This is a genomic window from Paenibacillus xylanexedens (assembly GCF_017874615.1).
Lineage (GTDB): Bacteria > Bacillota > Bacilli > Paenibacillales > Paenibacillaceae > Paenibacillus > Paenibacillus xylanexedens.
The window spans coordinates 370,726-388,918 of sequence record NZ_JAGIKV010000001.1; the positions used below are offsets into that span (position 1 = coordinate 370,726).

At 46.7% G+C, this 18,193-nt stretch carries 18 protein-coding genes; 5 read left to right on the forward strand and 13 right to left on the reverse strand.

What is annotated here, in order from left to right:
* Positions 1 to 134 precede the first annotated feature (134 nt).
* Positions 135 to 1,787: an alkaline phosphatase gene (locus J2Z28_RS01610; protein WP_244988034.1), complete on the forward strand. Its 1,653-nt coding sequence runs from the start codon at positions 135 to 137 to the stop codon at positions 1,785 to 1,787.
* 164 nt (positions 1,788 to 1,951) lie between these two features.
* The gene (locus J2Z28_RS01615) at positions 1,952 to 2,317 is read left to right on the forward strand and encodes a VOC family protein (RefSeq protein ID WP_211080916.1); all 366 of its coding nucleotides are present in this window, start codon (positions 1,952 to 1,954) and stop codon (positions 2,315 to 2,317) included.
* A gap of 120 nt (positions 2,318 to 2,437) precedes the next feature.
* Here the strand turns inward: J2Z28_RS01615 and J2Z28_RS01620 are convergent, their stop codons facing one another.
* The 4 genes from J2Z28_RS01620 to J2Z28_RS01635 all read right to left on the reverse strand — a co-directional run bounded on the left by J2Z28_RS01620 (position 2,438) and on the right by J2Z28_RS01635 (position 7,800).
* The gene (locus tag J2Z28_RS01620; protein WP_211080917.1) at positions 2,438 to 3,661 is read right to left on the reverse strand and encodes a GNAT family N-acetyltransferase; all 1,224 of its coding nucleotides are present in this window, start codon (positions 3,659 to 3,661) and stop codon (positions 2,438 to 2,440) included.
* 182 nt (positions 3,662 to 3,843) lie between these two features.
* Positions 3,844 to 5,322, reverse strand: coding sequence for a methyl-accepting chemotaxis protein (locus tag J2Z28_RS01625; RefSeq protein WP_211080918.1), 1,479 nt, complete (start codon positions 5,320 to 5,322; stop codon positions 3,844 to 3,846).
* A gap of 302 nt (positions 5,323 to 5,624) precedes the next feature.
* A complete protein-coding gene (locus tag J2Z28_RS01630; RefSeq protein WP_091013596.1) occupies positions 5,625 to 6,668 on the reverse strand; it encodes a pectate lyase family protein in 1,044 nt (347 codons plus the stop codon).
* 289 nt (positions 6,669 to 6,957) lie between these two features.
* Positions 6,958 to 7,800, reverse strand: a complete 843-nt coding sequence (locus tag J2Z28_RS01635) for an AraC family transcriptional regulator (RefSeq protein ID WP_211080919.1) — start codon at positions 7,798 to 7,800, stop codon at positions 6,958 to 6,960.
* Between the two features lie 114 nt (positions 7,801 to 7,914).
* On the opposite strand from J2Z28_RS01635, the gene J2Z28_RS01640 reads away from it, so the two are divergent.
* Positions 7,915 to 9,900, forward strand: a complete 1,986-nt coding sequence (locus J2Z28_RS01640) for a beta-galactosidase (protein WP_211080920.1) — start codon at positions 7,915 to 7,917, stop codon at positions 9,898 to 9,900.
* 123 nt (positions 9,901 to 10,023) lie between these two features.
* Here J2Z28_RS01640 and J2Z28_RS01645 read toward each other — a convergent pair whose 3' ends face one another.
* The 7 genes from J2Z28_RS01645 to J2Z28_RS01675 all read right to left on the reverse strand — a co-directional run bounded on the left by J2Z28_RS01645 (position 10,024) and on the right by J2Z28_RS01675 (position 14,440).
* Positions 10,024 to 11,166, reverse strand: coding sequence for a DUF4179 domain-containing protein (locus J2Z28_RS01645; protein ID WP_211080921.1), 1,143 nt, complete (start codon positions 11,164 to 11,166; stop codon positions 10,024 to 10,026).
* Complete coding sequence (locus J2Z28_RS01650) at positions 11,156 to 11,686, reverse strand: sigma-70 family RNA polymerase sigma factor (protein WP_211081031.1); 531 nt, start codon at positions 11,684 to 11,686, stop codon at positions 11,156 to 11,158. The genes J2Z28_RS01645 and J2Z28_RS01650 overlap by 11 nt, the downstream gene beginning before the upstream one ends.
* A 191-nt stretch (positions 11,687 to 11,877) precedes the next feature.
* Positions 11,878 to 12,210 carry a hypothetical protein gene (locus J2Z28_RS01655; RefSeq protein ID WP_211080922.1) on the reverse strand — a complete coding sequence of 111 codons (333 nt, stop codon included), beginning with the start codon at positions 12,208 to 12,210 and terminating at the stop codon, positions 11,878 to 11,880.
* Positions 12,211 to 12,246: 36 nt separating this feature from the next.
* Positions 12,247 to 12,573 (reverse strand): hypothetical protein, encoded by a 327-nt coding sequence (locus tag J2Z28_RS01660; RefSeq protein ID WP_211080923.1) that lies wholly within the window; start codon positions 12,571 to 12,573, stop codon positions 12,247 to 12,249.
* A 14-nt stretch (positions 12,574 to 12,587) separates the two neighbouring features.
* Positions 12,588 to 13,235: an SMI1/KNR4 family protein gene (locus J2Z28_RS01665; protein WP_211080924.1), complete on the reverse strand. Its 648-nt coding sequence runs from the start codon at positions 13,233 to 13,235 to the stop codon at positions 12,588 to 12,590.
* A 28-nt stretch (positions 13,236 to 13,263) separates the two neighbouring features.
* A complete protein-coding gene (locus tag J2Z28_RS01670; RefSeq protein WP_211080925.1) occupies positions 13,264 to 13,944 on the reverse strand; it encodes a hypothetical protein in 681 nt (226 codons plus the stop codon).
* 28 nt (positions 13,945 to 13,972) lie between these two features.
* Entirely contained in the window at positions 13,973 to 14,440 is a 468-nt protein-coding gene (locus J2Z28_RS01675) for a DUF6386 family protein (protein ID WP_211080926.1), read from the reverse strand.
* 188 nt (positions 14,441 to 14,628) lie between these two features.
* On the opposite strand from J2Z28_RS01675, the gene J2Z28_RS01680 reads away from it, so the two are divergent.
* Positions 14,629 to 15,006, forward strand: a complete 378-nt coding sequence (locus J2Z28_RS01680; protein ID WP_211080927.1) for a PilZ domain-containing protein — start codon at positions 14,629 to 14,631, stop codon at positions 15,004 to 15,006.
* Positions 15,007 to 15,088: 82 nt separating this feature from the next.
* On the opposite strand, the gene J2Z28_RS01685 is transcribed toward J2Z28_RS01680, so the two are convergent.
* Positions 15,089 to 16,432 (reverse strand): uracil/xanthine transporter, encoded by a 1,344-nt coding sequence (locus J2Z28_RS01685; protein WP_244988035.1) that lies wholly within the window; start codon positions 16,430 to 16,432, stop codon positions 15,089 to 15,091.
* A 50-nt stretch (positions 16,433 to 16,482) separates the two neighbouring features.
* Positions 16,483 to 17,070 carry an ankyrin repeat domain-containing protein gene (locus J2Z28_RS01690; protein ID WP_211080928.1) on the reverse strand — a complete coding sequence of 196 codons (588 nt, stop codon included), beginning with the start codon at positions 17,068 to 17,070 and terminating at the stop codon, positions 16,483 to 16,485.
* 184 nt (positions 17,071 to 17,254) lie between these two features.
* Here J2Z28_RS01690 and J2Z28_RS01695 point away from each other — a divergent pair, with 184 nt between their 5' ends.
* Positions 17,255 to 18,157: a LysR family transcriptional regulator gene (locus J2Z28_RS01695; RefSeq protein WP_211080929.1), complete on the forward strand. Its 903-nt coding sequence runs from the start codon at positions 17,255 to 17,257 to the stop codon at positions 18,155 to 18,157.
* Positions 18,158 to 18,193: the final 36 nt, after the last annotated feature.

Below are 18,193 nucleotides of genomic sequence, written 5' to 3' on the forward strand. Positions count from 1 at the left end.
TACCGGTATTCCAGCACCCTTCACTAATCGTAAATTTTACATATAGTTAACCCATTTCATACGTTAGTTTAGCAATTGTTGTATACACTTGGTTTGGGATACCAACTATACATATATTTTAGGAGGATGCATTCATGTTAAACCGGTTTAATGTCCGTGCAGCCAAAATGATGCTCGCGGTGACAACAATTGTTACGGCTACACTCGGAGGAAGCAGTGCAGCGTGGGCTGTGGAAGATACCACCTCAACAACATCTGCATCACCGATTAAAAATGTGATTATTCTGATTCCTGACGGTATGGCCAACGATGCTACCGCTCTGGCTCGTTGGTATAAGGGCTCATCCTTGACACTGGACTCCATGGCAAGCGGCATGGTTCGGACACACTCCGCCGATGCGCCGATTGCCGACTCAGCTCCTGCCGGAACTGCTTTTGCAACAGGTTATAAATCTCATACCGGATTTGTTGGTGTACTGCCGGACAAGGCTACCATGCCTGGGCAAAAGGCTATTGCGCCTGGAGACGAAAGAAAACCGATCGCTTCTGTGCTGGAAGCTTCCAAACTGGCGGGTAAAGCAACTGGCATTATCGCTACATCCGAGATTATGCACGCCACACCAGCGGACTTTTCCTCTCACTATCCGGACCGTAAAAACTATGATGCACTCAGCAAACAACAAGTCTACAATGGCATGGATGTTGTATTGGGTGGAGGTAGCAAATATCTTGAGCCAGCCGGACGTAAAGACGGCGAGAATCTCATTTCTTCCATCAAAGCACTGGGTTACGATTACGTCACTACACCAGCTGCAATGAAAGCATCCGATTCGAACAAACTGTGGGGTATGTTTGCACCCGCAGGCATGGCTTATAATATGGACCGTGATCCTGCGAAGCAGCCAAGCCTTGCCGAGATGACATCCAAAGCCATTGAAGTACTGTCCAAAGACAAAGATGGCTTCTTCCTCATGGTCGAAGGCAGTAAAGTGGACTGGGCAGCTCACGCCAACGATCCGATTGGTATTATCAGTGACGTACTGGCTTTTGACGATGCCGTAAAAGTAGCCATGGATTTTGCTAAAGCGGATGGAGAGACTGCCGTTGTGGCTGTTACGGACCATGGTAATGGTGGACTCACCATTGGTAACAACGCAACTTCCGGCACTTATGACAAAGAGCCGTTGTCCACATTTATCGGACCTTTGAAAAAGGCCAAACTGACAGGCGAGGGCGTTGAAGCGAAGCTGAATGCCAAGCGCACAAACATCAACGCAGTGATGAAACAATATTATGGCATTATCGATCTTACTTCCGAGGAGATTGCCACCATTAAAGCGGCCGAGCCGGGCAGTCTTAACTATGCAATCGGTCCAATGATTAGCAAACGTGCAGGGATCGGCTGGACAACCGGTGGTCATACAGGTGGAGATGTTGTGCTGTACACGTATGCTCCGAACAATGACCGTCCATTCGGTGTGATTGATAACACGGATGTCGCCAAATATATGGCACGAGTACTGGATTTGGATCTCGACAGCGTGAGCAAACAATTGTTTGTACCTGCCAAACAGGCATTTACAGCCAAAGGCGCGACGTACAAACTGGACCTGACGGACGTCAAAAATCCGAAGATCCTCGTAACAAAAGGCAACACCAAACTGGAACTGCAAATCTACAAAAATATTGCACTGGTAAACGGCAAAAAGACAGCATTGGAAGGTGTAATTGTTTACAACGGTGTAGAAGCCTTTGTTCCACAAACGGCCGTTGATCTGATTCAATGATTCGTTAGAGCTACGGAACCACAAGGAGATTACACCATCTGGCTGCCGAATATTTCGGCAGCTATTTTATTGTTTATTATTAAAGAGTAGGTTCCTGCTAGCGCCTATCGTATAATGAACGTAACAAAAATACATATCATGCAAGAAAAAGGAGAGATTCACCCATGTTGATCAAATTAAACTGGATCACGCTGAGGGTCAGTAATTTGGAAGCTTCGCTTGGATTCTACCACGACATACTTGGACTTCCAATTCAGCGCAGATTCGAAAGCCGTGGACGGCAGATTGCCATGCTGGGCATGGAGAATGAAGCCAAGCTGGAACTGATTGAGGGCAGTGAATCCATTCTTAAACAAGAGGCCGGCGTGTCGATCGGTTATGAGGTGAACTCGCTGGATGAAGCCATGGAACGACTGGCACAACTGAATATTCCGATTGTGCGCGGCCCCATCCAGCCCAATCCGCATCTGCGGTTTATTTACATTACAGATCCTGACGGCTTCGAGGTACAACTCGCAGAGCATGTCTAATTAGGCAACTGCGCACAAATGTGCGTATCACGATGACCAGTTGGGTGTGCAAGTGTGCAGTCAAACCAGATGCAAGCTCACACCTCTCATCGGGTAGCGTAAACACGTTTATGTGTCTGTTTACAGCTTCATGCGGCGCATCAGCCGCACACCTACGCGATTCAACAACCGATCAAGCAGCAACCAGCACCAGCGTCTGCCCCACGGAAGGTGGCGCTCATACACAGCCGAATACTCAAAATCCGCCACAGCACCGCGATTGCGTTTGAACTGCGCAGCCCCGGCGCTCTCATGTAACAGATGGCCATTCTCGCGAGCCTGTGCGATTAGACAAGCTGATAACATGCGGTATAGTCCGACGGACTGAGACACCGCCGTATCGTAACCAAACAGCGGGGTTGTCATGATTCCATTTCGACAGAAATAACCCATCACCGCGTTCAGGCGCCCCTCCTTTCGCAGTCCATAGAGTCTGAGTGTTCCTGATGCCATCGCAGCAGCAATGAACCGCTCGGTAAATTGCGGATTGTGATAGGAGTACTTTTCAAGGTATAACAGCTTGTACAATTCCACAATTCGCGGAATATCTGCATCCGTCATATCTGATTCGGAAACGAATTCGTATCCATGCTTGCCCAATAATTCATAATCCCGCTTCAACAGCCAGCGTGACTTCGAGTTGCCAAAATTCGGATCATGCGCTTGGTACAGGTAGATTTGTCGGCTGGGAATCAGTCGACACCCCACTTCCGTTAGCCTCGCCGTCAGATCGGGATGAAGTCCCTGACACAAGGAGCGAAATACAATGACATGTTCAGGGTATCGCTCTCGTACCGCTGCAAGCAAACAAGCCGCCTGTTCACCTGACATGGCTGGATACAGATTGGTGGAGAACAACCAGTTGTTCACATGCACAACTTTGTTGATCTGCGATTGCTTCATTCCCCAACCTATTAGACTGAGCAGCACAGAAAGACCTTTTTCCAACACAGGCTTCTGCAACATGGTCAATTCCTGCTTGGCATAACTCACATAATGCGTATATGGCGAACAAACGTAAGCATTATCATACTCTGTATCATTCACCGTCAGCGGTATAACGAGATCATCAATCCGGGCGAGCAACAATGTTGTTTCCACGTTGGACATAAAGCTTTGGGTCCCGTCCAGCATCATAGGTTCCAGATAAGCTCTGGCATATCTGCCATCCTCCGTATCGGGCCAGTCCATGCCTTTGAACGAATGCTGATCATAAAGACGCACGCGTGCAGCGCGATTATCATTCCTATGCTCATATGTACGGTCATCGTAGGCCGAGCTGTCTTTCATTCCTTTATTCTTCAACCTTTTACTCCCCCATGAGGTAACATCTTCTTTGAACTACCATTTACAGTTTCGTTCTACGCTCTTCATACTCTACACAACACACTGTATAGGAAAAAAATGTCGGCATCAAGCTGTATTCCAGATGAAAAAAGCCCGTCTAGTACGCTAAATACGTACCGACAGGCCCTCAACTATTAATATTAAAGTTTATTCTCAACGGAAGAAGCCTGATGATCCGAGACTAACTCATTCAGGTCTACAATCAGTTGCTCCAATTCTCCAAAGCTCTCTACCATCTTCTGTGTCAGGTTACGTTGTTCTTCCATGCTCGCCAGAATCTCTTCTGTCGCTGCACTGGATTGCTCCGTTACACTCGAAATCTCGGAAACTTCATTCACAACTCTGGTGGAAGATTTCTTCATTGTAGCCGAACTAGTCTCGATATCTGTCGCTTGATTCAACACATGCTGAGAGTTGCTGTTGATCGTACGGAATACTTCCTCTGCTGTATGGACGCTATCTCTTCCTTGTTGTAACGATAGACGAATACGTTCGAATCGATCTGTCAGTGCCTGCGTCTGTCCTTTTAGTCGAGACAGGATGGTTCCGATATCACTTGCGGACTGACCCGAGTTCTCTGCCAACTTGCGAACTTCCTCTGATACAACAGCAAACCCACGTCCATGCTCACCCGCACGAGCGGCTTCAATGGCTGCATTAAGCGCGAGCAGGTTGGTCTGACTCGCAATATCCGCTATGCTGTTCAGCATAAGCGTCATGGATTCACTTTCCTCGTTGAACTTTCGCATGTCATTTGCAGTTGTATTGATCGTTTCATATAGATCTTGCATCTGGGTGTTTAGCTGGTCCATCTGTGTGCTTCCAGTTTGCGTGCTCGTTGCCATACTTGCGGACAACTCTTTCATCTGCTGGGAATACGACGCAACGTCCTTGATATGCTGATCCGATACAGATAAGGATTCCGAGATCTCGGCCACACTGGTCGCCTGGAACTCAACACCTTTTGCAACCTCACTGAACCCAAGCGTCACCTCATTGGTGATAGAGCCGGTCGCATTCACTTTTTCCTTCAATTGATCCGTATAACGAGATAAACCTTCGACCGATTCCTTCACACGCTCCAGCATGGTTTCCACTCTTTGCTTAGAATGCTCCACCTCATTCTGACGTACTTCACTTTCATGGAAGAGCCTTTGATTCAGCTGGGAGACCAGCATCAGAATGGCCCCCGTGAGAGCGAATAGTCCCACATTAACGATATTACCTATTAGCTCAACGGAGTCAACGGTATTCATAACAAATAACTGCAGAACACTGTTGACTAGTAATACCGAAAATCCAACCACAAAAAATTTCTTGTTAGGAAATAACAGTAGAACTGCGGTTATAACCAAACTTAACGCAAAATTGACCGTTCCCCAACCGACATAGACGCCACATATTGTCAGTAATACGGTAATCAGCCATGGAATGAGATGAATATGTTTCTTTTTCGCATTAGCGTATGTAATCCAAACTACAAAGACTAGAGCTACTCCATTGGACACAAGTAACTTCGGCATCGTAAAGGCAAGCCCCATACCAATGGCAATAATAATCCACAAAATGATACCAATTAATTTGTTCCTTTTCCAAATAATTTCGTCCATACGATCCATGCATACCCCGTCCTTTTATGTAGGTTAAATGTAAGTTGTAGGGCCTTTCTGTACTACATCTAGTAGTCTTTGGTCCTGCTTATGTGCAAATCGCAAATACGCAGCGCCTTAACATAGTACATATTAACTTCACAAGTATGAAATCAGCGCTACTTTATGTATATCGGTATTCAACATTTAAAATGAATATGAAATATAAAATGATATGTAAGCATATCATTTTATAAACAAAAAAGGTCTGTCTTATACGTTATGACGTACAAGACAGGCCTTTTGGGTCGTGAAAGGATGTGCAGCAGCTCTTACTTTCCGAATACAAGTGTCGTATTGGAGGAACCTGCATACTTGGTGACGAACTCACGCGCGTAACTGGCACTCTCTACCTGATAACTATAATTGGAACTTGGTCTCCAGTTTGTTTTAGGAGAAGTCGGACTATTAAGCGCTGGTGTACTGCCGCTATCCGTGAACTCACCTTTTCCTTTGTCATCCAGGATGCCACCCTTTTCAGCGCCAGCACCAAAGTAGTTGTTTTCGGAATAAATCCGTGCTTTTTCACCAATTGTGATGGCCTGGTTAAAGTTGTTTGCATAGTTGTTTTTGAGATGGAAGTAACCATATCTTAAAAGTCCAGGACCACGTACATATAAATTTTCGAAGTAATTATTGGACATCGTCACATGAGGTACTCCATTGTAACTGCTGTTACCATCATTCGGATGACCGAGGATGACGCCATACTTATGGTTCGCAAATTTGGAATTGCTAATCGTAATATAGTCGGCGCGATCACCAATATACAGAAGTTTGTCCAGATCACTACCGCCAGAGCTGTAGCTGTGACCAGCAAACGTCACATGATCAATCCAGTAATTGGAACCTGAAGTGATATACATCTGGATATCATCATTGGCATTAATATTGGAAGCGTGTTCAAAAGTCAGATTCTGAAATATCACATTGCTTGAACTGCTTGTGGATCTGAAATGAATATTCGTTAATGTATGTTTGCCAAAGGAACCTACAAGGGTCTTGTTCGCTCCAAATTCAACCTTTTGCAGCGTGGAGGAAGAAATATTCTGTTCAACAACGACAATCTTGGCTGTAGAGCCCGCCATATGTGTTCTCAAGTCATTGAGATTACTAACATAAACCACCTGACCGTTCTTGCCACCTGTCGTAGCTGACTTGGATACACCATTTTCATTCTTGGCACTGCCTGCAAAACCAGTCAACCCATTCGTACCTGTGTTTGGATAACTGGCCGCACCATATGTAGACGGGGCTGTGGAGACAGTTAACAACAATAGAGTTACAGCGAGTAAAAGCATCGAAAATTTCTTCAAAATTTCACCATCCTTTATAATATTATCCTCAAAGACAACTCGATTATATCGTGTAACTTTGGCTGTGACAATACAAAAATTGCAAAAAGACAACAATTATCATTTTTATGCAACAGCAGATCAGATATAGTGAAAAAACGTAAAACCAGGCCATTCTTTCACACAAAATAGAGCCGCTAATTAGCGGCTCTATTAACGAGTACTATGTGATCCAACTTGGAACTGATCCACCCTTGGATCAGTTCCTAAAGCCTCTGACAAAAACACATCGCTTGCGGATAATAATATGTTACGACTTCTGATAGCTGCGGCGGAAGGAGCCAGGTGTAATTCGTTCCAGCTTCTTGAAGATGGCTCCATAATAGCTGGTCGATTCGAAGCCAACTTGACGAGCAATATCCTCCATCCCGCGCTGCACATTGTCGAGCAGCAGTTCCTTGCTCTTGTTGACTCTTACCTGATTAACATAGCTAATGGGACGAATACCTGTCGTCTTCTTAAACAAATGACAGAAATATTCTGGTGTGACACAGATCAATCCAGCCAGCGTTGGCAAAGTGATCTCTTCAGCATAATGCTGTTCAATATAGTCCAGAACCGGTTTTAATCGCTCATACTGCTGCCCGACCGTATCGCTGCCCTCAACAGATACGCGTTGAATAATCTCTGTCAATAAGGTATAGAGAATGGCGGAGCAGGCGTAATTGCTTAATGTCTGCTCTTGTGGTGTTAAGGCAGCTTGCAGCAGCTCCCGCATTCGGGATAGAAGGTATTCAGGTTGTGCAAGTGTGTATACGCATGTGTTGACAATGCCCACGGTTTTAAACAAGTTTACTGACCCGTTGCCATCGAAAATGATCCAGTCGACTTCCCAACTGTCGGATAGCGCATAGTATTCGTGCTTCTGTCCAGGGAATAACAGCATGCCCATACCTGGCTTGACGATATGTTCCGTCTCACTTAGCTTGAGCTTACCCACACCGTTGCGGCATTGTATCCACTGATAATCCTCAATGCCTTGGTCTCGGCGGATATGCTCCTGTTCATGATGCAGGCCGATGCCAAGTAAATAAAAAGGGAGCAGCTTGTCTCGGGCAGATAACACCGGAAAATTACGATTGGGATGAGGCATACGACTAACTCTCCTGATCTTAATATTGTTATATCATATTAATTATTTAAGATATTCACTCGAATTAATATAACATATAATCGCAATATATTGATAAATAAAGGAGATCACAGGATGACAATTAAGATCGGAATTGATTATTATCCAGAGCAATGGACCCCGGAGTTATGGGAGAAAGATGCCATACTTATGCAACAGACAGGGGTTGCAGTTGTGCGAATGGCGGAGTTCGCCTGGAGCCGAATGGAACCGACTGAGGGTAATTATCAGTTTGAATGGCTGGATGCGGCCATAGAAGTATTCGCTTCGCGTGGTATGGAAATTGTGTTATGCACCCCCACCAATACCCCGCCAAACTGGATGACAACCCGTTATCCGGATGTGCTGCCCATGGATGAACAACGCCACATCATTCGGCCAGGTGTGCGTGGACATCGTTGCAACAACAGCCCTTCCTTGAGAATGCTGGGCTCCAAATTTGTGGAAGCGATATCACAGCGCTACGGTAAGCATCCCGCCGTTATTGGCTGGCAAATCGATAACGAGATGCACTACCAGGAATGCCATTGTGATACATGTAATCGTTCGTTTGTCGCTTGGCTGCAAAAGCGTTATTCCAATCTGGAGGAGTTGAACCGGGAGTGGGGTACGGTCGTCTGGAGTGGTGAGTACAGCAGCTGGGCTGAGGTAACAACGCCACTCGGTGCCAGCAAACCGATGAATCCTTCCTATCTTCTGGAGTACAAGCGATTTTGTTCTGACAGCGTAGGCTATCTGCTGGGATGGCAGCTTGAGATTTTACGCCGGAACTGTCCAGGCCAATTCGTGACGCATAACATGTGGCAGTATCCGAATAGCCTGGACTATTATGATATGCACAACGAATTGGACTTCGTCTCTGTTGATTATTATCCGAATGAGCTGTATCGCGATTATGGAGATCGGTTTCCGAGGAACGGAGCGCTTACGCTGGACTTGGTTCGCGGCATCAAACGCCGGAATTTCTGGGTAATGGAACAGCTCAGCGGAGCGCAGGGCGCCTGGATGCCTATTCAGCGCACCCCGTATCCTGGACTGATCCGAGCTCGCTCCTGGCAGACAATCGCCCGCGGTGCGGATATGGTCGTCCATTTCCGCTGGCGGAGTGCAACCGTCGGAGCGGAACAGTTCTGGCATGGGCTGATCGACCACAGCAATGTTCCTGGACGCAGGTTCAGGGAGTTTGCAGAGCTTACTCGCGAGGTGAACCGGTTAGGAGAAATGCTCGCCGACTCAACCATTGTTACCCAGGTTGCTATTCTGCATTCGCATGATCAGCACACAGCGCTTTCCCTTCAGCCGCAGGCGGAAGGGGGAATGCACTATATAGACAACCTTTCCTCTATGCATAAGGCATTTCTGAAAATGGGCGTCGGTACAGACGTTATCAACTGGACTGAGGAGCTCGATGGGTACAAGCTGGTCATTGTCCCTTCCCTCTTCCTGTTAAGTGAAGAAGTAGCACAGCGGCTGGAGCGATTCGCAGCCAAGGGTGGTACGGTTGTCCTTACCAATCGGACTGGCGTGAAGAACATGAGGAATGTATGTGAGATGCTGCCTCTGCCGGGGCTACTGGGTAAAGCGGCGGGTGTTGTCGTATGTGAATATGATGCCATCGGCAACAGTGAGCATCGGATACGGAACGCGGAGGGCAAGACTTTCGCTGCGAAGCAATGGTGTGATCTACTGGAACTGCGAGGTGCAGAGCCGATCGCCTGGTATGACAACGACTTTTACGAGGGTGTACCGGCGGTTACTGTCAATAAGTTTGGTGAAGGTGAAGTGTATTATGTCGGCACTTGGCCGGAGCCATCGTATTTCTATCAGTTGTTTGAAGGCATATTGAAGGAAAAGGATTTGGCGCCCAAAATCCAGTTGCAGGAAGGTGTCGAGCTGTCGATTCGAACGAAGGGGGAGCAAAACTTCCTGTTTCTGATCAATTTGACGAATGAGCAACGAGAGATTACGCTGGACGTTCCTTATCGCAGCTTGTTGACCAGCGAGAAGTTGGATCAGAAGTTGACTCTTCCAACTCTGGGAGTAGATATTTTAACTGTATAAGATCCGCCATTTTCATATTTAAGAAGGGATGTCTCACAAGGCTTACGACCTTGAGGGACATCCCTTCTCTGCTTTCACTAACATCCACCTAATCTGATTAAGAGTATTGCCAGTTAGTTCATCTTATTTGATTTTGATTTCCAGTTCATCATTCTTGGCTTCCTGCAAATCATCATAGACCTTATCTGGTTTACCACGAAGTTTTAATACCATTGACTCTGGATTGTCCAATAGATTGCTGCTGAAAGAATATATCATTCCATCTTCCGCTTCACTCCCGCTTACCATGGATAAATTGGTCTGTTTCCCGTTTTTAGTGGTAGTTACAATCTCGAGAGGCTGAACGACCTCACTGATCAACAACTTCATTTTGTAATCGATCTCTTGCTCCGGCTCAAAAACAAATCTAACCCGAGTAACAAGCGGTGATAATTCCACTTCTGACAACATAACTTCATAACCCCCAACGGTAAAAGTACAATTAACGTTGATGATTTCCGTTTTTGGGATAGAAAATTTGGGATTCAGCGCAAAAGAAAGATTCATTTTTTTGGAAAATTGATATTTCCGTTCCTTTTCCCCGTTTTCCGAATATTTTACGACGCCAGGAACAACAGAGGAAAGCTGAAACTGAATATTTACTTGCTCAGGCAGCGGTTTATTTCGACTTCGCTCAATTGTATTCCGGCCATAAATGGTATGCTTATCCTTCGAAAAATGAATACCTCCTGCACTGCCATTGTCAAGCAAGTGCCCTGTCGAAGCGTCCGTCATCTTCATATTTACAGTTGAATACATCTCTTGCGAAGCATCCGTTCTGGCGGTATACAATACAGTTATCCTGTTCTCATCTGCCATAACTGCATTCACGGTTAACTTATATATTCCAGATGTAACCGTCCGATCCACGAGTTGCACATAACCATGATTGAGCGTTGAAGTAATCGTGGCACGGTCCATATCCGAAGTTAACAGGCCACGAAAGGGCTCTAGTACTCCCCAATCGGTTACAGGCTCAGTATATGTTGCCGGTTGTTGCCCATAGTTTCCAATCGGACCCATAAGAAACCAACCTGCAGCCAGGACCGTGACCAGCACTGCCGTGATCCATTTGATACGAACGGTCCTACCTGATCGTTTTGTTCTAGCCATCGCGAGACCGCGTTGAATTGCCGCAGTCGTGTCCGCCGGATTCCAGTGCTGTTTCTCTCTTTTCACCTGATATGCGTCTGCAAGAAGTGCTTTCTCCTCCGGGTTAGTGGTCATGCCAATCCCTCCTATTCTTCATCAACTTGCGCAACTGCTGGAGCCCCTTGTGCTGCCAGGTCTTGATCGTCCCTTCCGGTTTGCCGAGGATCGAGGCAATATCTGTCAGCGTCATGTCGTTATAATATTTCAGCAATAATACATGGCGATATTTTGGTTTCACCTTTTGCAAAAGAGATTCAATAGCTATTCGATTATCATCAACGCTAATCATCCAAGACGCCGGAATGCTGTCCTCCAGATCCTCCTTCGCCAGAGGTGTTGCCCGCTTGCGGCGCCTCTGTTCATCGATGCAGACATAGATCAGAATCCGAATGATCCACGACTTGAACGCCTTCTCATTGTTCAGCGTACGACGTTTGATCCAAGCACGGCATGTCATCTCCTGTACCGCTTCCAGCGCATCTTGCCGGTTACGCAGGTAACTGTAGGCAATAGAAATGAGCGTATCTTGATGTTCCATAATGGATTGCACAAATGCCGTCTCGTCTTCGGTCTGTACATAAATCCTCTGGTTCATCTCTGCTTTTGTTTCCACCCCGCATCCCTCCTTCTCTCTCTTTCTGTGGTATAAGACGGGTGAGTGAAGCAAACGGTTTTTATTCATCAAAAAAAGCTCCGCCATCATCATGAGGGAGCTTGATTACATAACAATTCGGCCGCCGATATACTGAATTACGTACACGAATGAACAATCCAAGATCAACTAACTTACAAATTGCCGGTGACTTCGATCCCGTCGGCCAATTGCAGATGATTTCTCACCCAAGTGGTGAACCGATTCAAAAAAATCCGTAATTCTGGCTCTGCAACCGCCTGTTGATCCAGCTCTGATAAAATCCCCACCCACACATCCTTCGTAATCGGATTCTCCCAGCAGGGATCAAGAGCCTTCATCTCTTCTCCAGTTCGTGGGTCAGCTTCCATCTCTACTTCAACCGATTCTTCTATGTATAAAGGGGATAAAACAAAACCCACATTCCGCTGCGGACCTTGATATTGATATATGAGCGCAGGAATTGTTCTCTTTGATTTTTTAGCCATATATGTTCCTCCTGTTTCAGGCAAATCTTCTACCGATCAGAGTTCAAACCAGATTAAACCACCATCAACCCGCCTGGTTTCTTGCTCCATCTGATGCATCCAGCTCCGCGCCTCTTCACCCCAGATATGAAACAAACAGTAGATATACGAATCCCCATCCACAATCTCTTCTAACCCGGAAGCCTTTTCTATCCACACTTCAAGTGCTCTAGGCCAGGAAGGATCTTCACGTTTCAATACAAAGCCGTTGGCTTGGTGTTCCAAACTATACACTTCGGTAAATTTTAATGAACTTGCCAGACACTTCACAACTTCAGGTAAAATCGCAGGCTCCGTTGTTCTAATCCCATATTCCCAGCCCATATGTACAACCTCCTTCAGACTTCGTTCGCTCCAGATTGTTGCTTTTGTTCATGCATTTGATGGATTGAACGATCCAACCACAACTCATACCAGTCCAGAAAATGTAATCGATTCGTATTGCCCCAATACTGATCAGGATAGATTCCATTGCGGTTAGCCCGGTCATCAACCCAGATCTCTCCGTAGGAGGCTCCCTTAACAACCAGATTCATGGAGATGCCACAACCAAAATCACTGATGCGCAGCATGCCTGCCGACCATTTTGGATCAAAATATTCATGTTCCAGCGCTTCCCATTCCTCTTCTTCCTTGCTGTCATCGAACCAGTCATAGTTCCAGTTCCATGCTTCCGTGAATTGGAAAGGGGCCGAGACCGCGTTCAGCTCATCGTCATAACCCAGAACGGCGTATACGCCGTCATCCGGGTTTTCCAGACCATAATAAGGCCCTGCACCACCTGTTCCCATATGAAGAAGCCATACCTTATAGTCCTCCGGCAACTCAATTCGCCATTTCTGTTCAAATTGCGTAATATCCTTCTGGGTCCACACAGACGCCATTTCATATTCATGGTTTTCTGCACCAAACAGCTCCAAATCCGGGTCCAGACTTCGGAGAGTGATCAACTTTTCACGCATACGTTCCAGTTGCACTTTGTACATGGCTTCCCTACCTCCCTTCTTTACTCTGTTACGTTTGTTCGACGGCGTACCCGCGTTGCTGCAACTCACCCAGTGTGGCTGCCACATCTCGCTCAGGACACAACTGCTTAATCAGGCTGACGGTCACCGGTTTTCCTTCATATACTTCAGCTACGGCTTCCAACGGCAGATCCGGCAAGTCATAGTACCCTTTGGCCCAATCAACGTAATCTACCGGGTTCTTCTCCAAATATCCCAGTAAAAATTCTGCGCCACCTCTGGCGTCCGCTTTGTCTTCCTCGGCCATCGCCAGCTGAATCCAGTTACCAACCTTCCATGGCAAGTCGTTCCCTTCCTGCCATAGGCAAAAGGTCACATCCTCCAGATCCAATGTTTCCTCCTGATCTCGCAGAACTGCCATCAAGACCTCTGGTACTTCATCGTACATGCCCGGATAGATTTCGCCGTCCTCACGAGCATGTGGGCTCAAGGGTGACTCATGATCGAATCCTTTGATCAACGTGCCTGAGTTCGTAAACAATACATGCAGATGATCACCTGCGCCGTTATTGATGCTTCCCCATGCCACACCTGGCTGAAGTTCAGCTTCATAATGATGTACGCGTAACCATTTTTCCTCTGAAAAGATGATATCCAAAGCAGCGAGCATTCTCATTTGTTTACGCAGGGCATCTGCATTCATCATCGTTATCTCGTTCCAATCCTGCATATGAATCCCTCCTGTTCGTATATGTACACTATATCCGGATTAAATCATCCAGCATGTTATTTCCCTGATTACTTGGTGTCATGACAATGGTGATCCGACTGGCTTCTCTGGAGATGATACACGCATAATTTCCGGGCTTTAACTGGAACAGAACCCCTTCACACGTCTCATCCGGCTCCAATTCACCGCCAGTGACATCATCCGCCGCTCCCAGATAGACGTGCCCAGACGGAACTTGCAGATGATACACCTTTTCCCGTTCCGCTGCGTGATCTGGATCTGAATCCTCCTCTACATCCTCCAGGCTCCATTCCACCTCATACACTCCATCCGCACCCAGATTCAAGAACAGACAATGCCCTGCATTCACCTCAGCCAGCTCATCCACTGGAATGGACCACCAGTCCGAAGTATCCTCAAGCCGATGTTTTAACGCTGCCAGATCATACAGGCACAATGTTGCCGTATCTGTAACCATTTGAAATGTTCCTCTCATATTCGCCCGTCCCTTCTGCCTGATCCAGGTCTGACCTCAGAAATATATTCCATCATTATATCAAGCCTGGTACACGTGTAAAAGGAACCCATGGACCATCTCTGCTTGCGCAACTCTTCATTTCTCGCTCCAAATGGTCGATATAAGCATAACTGACTTTTTTTGAACCTGATGGAGGAAGCCAAGCCATGTCAATTAACAATAGAAAAGAACCCTTTCGCTACACATTGAAGGAACCGATCCACTTTGAGATCTATATTCTCAGCATCAACGGGGTTAACGCACCAGCCAAACCCATTCAGGCCGAACTCTGCGATATCAGTCGATCCGGCTGTCAGCTGTCATTTCCGCTGTCCCTTCCTGTAGAGAATAACGATATTCGGATTGGAATGAATATGCTGCTCTTTGAAGACCCTCTATATATGGAAGGCACTCTCCGCTGGGGTCAAGAAAAAAATACCTCATGGCATTATGGTGTTCAACTCGAAATGCAGGATAGGAACCAGGACCGTCTCTCCCGAGAGATGCGAATGCTTGCAGGACAAGGTAAAATCATCGTGAAATAGTGAACTAGCCATATAACCTGATAACAAAAAGAACAACAAAAAAACAGCCCAATCAAATTGGACTGTCGCAAGATGAAACTCTTTAAGCTGCTTTACTAACTGTCACTGGTTGTTCCATTTTGGACCAGTTCACGGTTTTTTCGAGAACGAGTGAGACCAATACCCCAATGACGAGACCGTTGCTTATGATCGGAATAAGATACATGGGCAAGGTTTGAAAGGCCTCAGCAGGAATATTCATGACAGCAACTCCCGTGAGGACCGGCAGCGCTACACGATAGATCGTTTTAGAATTAAACGTCGTACCTTCAAGCGTTCTAAGTGCCGTGCCGAACATCTGAAGATAAGCCACGAACAGAACAGCACTGCCGACGCTAGGTGGTATTTGTGCAAAAAATGCTGTCACTGAAGGTGTAAGACCTATCACACATAACATCCCCGCTCCAATAATCAAGGCAGCACGACGCAGAATGCGAGTACTCTCCAGGAACCCGATCGATGATGCAAATAAACCAAAGGGCAGCACACCTACACAGGCTGACAACATCGTGAACAGACCCGTTAGTGCATAGGAATGCCTATACTGACGGCTTGTTGTTTCTGTCCGGTATAGTTTCTCAACTGTGCTTAATGTGGTGATCGAATTCGTCATGTTCACCAGCCCTACGAAGAAAGCAGTAATGACAATGCCCGGTTCCCATCTGGGTGCTCCCCATGGAAACAGCGTTAGGCCTGTTGTTGTCTGATTCGGCTGTCCGCTATGCTGTCCAGGGAACAATAGACTATACGCGATCCAGCCTGCCACAATCCCAATCAAGATTGCGTAGTTCCCCAGTTTCCCCCTGCCCTTCAATTGAATCCATGCCACAAGAAATGCAATGACAACGGATAATGCGGCAACAGGCAGATCGAAGCGGCCAAACTCCGTATATCCAATCATGCCTTTGAAAAAGTTCATGGTCAGTTGAATCGTCATCAGAAATAGCATGGCACTCTTCACCATAGGTGTGAACAGCTTTTGCAACACTTGCGCTGCCCCCAGCCAGCCCAGAATCATCATCGTTAGTCCTGCTAACAGAAAACCTGCAGCCAACCCACCGCCAATACGCTCCAGACTCATACCGGCCGATGAAGCAGATACCGTCAAACTTAGCGTCAATCCCCACCATAACCCTGACGGACCATCCATAATCGCATATCGATGACCAAATAAGGCTTGAAGAATACACACTGCTCCGGTAAGGATAAATGCGTGCTGCATGGAGGCAGCGATCGCATCCGGGGACAGATGAAAATTATGTCCAATCGATAACGGAACAACAACGGTATTGGTAAACAGGAAGAAAAACCACTGTATGCCCGCCAAAATCAGTGAAGATACGTCCTTCATATTCTTTTGTGAAAACTGCTCTAGATGTCTGTTCATTCGTTAGGAATATCCTTTCACTGTTCTGTATCATAAATGTATAAGTCGCTTCAGACTTGGGTTAATAGTCGTTCCATTTCGGTATATTGATTCTTGCGCGCATGTGCAAGCGGTGTAATCCCGTCCCGATCCGCGATCTTTGGATCTGCACCATATTGCAAAAGCAAGGCAACAATCTGTTGGTGACGCGGCCCACCATCTCCCAAAATGACCGCTTCCAGCAAGGCTGTCCACCCCAGGTTGTTGATATGGTTCACATCCACATCACTGCGTGTCAGCAGAAGCTCCACAATGTCTACATGGCCCCGATCCGCTGCTGGGATAAGGGCTGTGCCGCCAAAACGATTCGTTAACCTCGTATCTGCACCTGCTGTAATCGCCAATTCAACCATGTCATACATACCCTCAGCACTCGCGTATAACAGCAGGTTGTCCAATCGTGCATCCTGAAGATTAATGTCCGCTCCGGCGTCCACTAACATCCTTGCCGTGTCTATCTTGTTACCGTGCACCGCAGCCAGCAGAGGTGTCCGCCCCAATGCATCCCGTTCATTCAACCGGCTACCCTGTTGTGTGATAAATCGAATGACCTCATCGGTATGGCCCGCTTGAGCAGCATCATGTATTGTTCTAACCACGTTGTTTTTTCCTCCAATTCAAGGTCTTTCTCATGCAGTAATATTCATATAGAAACCAAACCCTGTTAGTCAGGTATGCAAATCTAATGTATGGTAACATAAGATCGTAGTATATTAAAAATACATGTTTTGTTGCCTTTCCATACGAATTACATATACATTGCAGGCGAAGGAGAACAACCACTTGGATATCAAACAATGTCGCTATTTCATTGCCATTGCTGAGGAGAAACAGATTACAGCAGCAGCCCGAAGACTTCACATGGCTCAGCCACCCTTAAGCCAGCAGCTTAAGTTAATGGAAGAAGAGCTTGGTGTGATTCTATTTGAACGCAAAGGGCGCATGATGGAGCTAACGCAGGCGGGTCGCAGCTTCTATGATTATGCCGTTACATTGACCAAATATATGGAGGAAGCTGTAATGGAGATGCAAAGTTTCCGTCACGGCATACGGGGCAAACTCGCCATCGGCATCAATACCATATCGGATCGCCTGATCCCTCAAGCACTGCAACAGTTTCGCACCACCCACCCACAGGTTACCTATAAAATTCAACAAAATGAATCTGCGCAATTATGCCGATTGCTGGAAGATGGCAAAGTTGAACTTGCCTGTGTACGCATGCCTGTCCAGACTGAACGTTATGAGGTGCTGCATCTGCCACAGGAGCGACTCTTCTATATTTCTTCAACACCGCTTGATAGTCCGACAGAGATGGGACCAGGAGTGGAGATGGGGACTTATTTTGAGCAGCTTACAGGTATCCCTCTACTGCTTCCAAGTACAGAGGGACTCGGCATGTTCGAGTTGATTCTGGGCAAGTTCCGGGAGCATCAGGTTACCCCCTCCATCATGGGTGAGTGCTCAGACATTAATATGTTGCTCGAGCTGGTCCGACTCGGCTTCGCCAGTTCCATCGTGCCTCACACGGTACTACAGCTATATCCCGAGCACCCATTCCACGTATATCGCATCCAGGATCAGCATTCCACGGTTGGCTCGGCGCTGGTGTGGCTGCAGAACCGTTATCTGTCCAAGCCTGCACAACACTTTGTGCAACTGGTCCAGGGTATGCTTCCCATGTAAAAGGCTATAAGCAAAAAAACAGCAGCTTTACCGGAT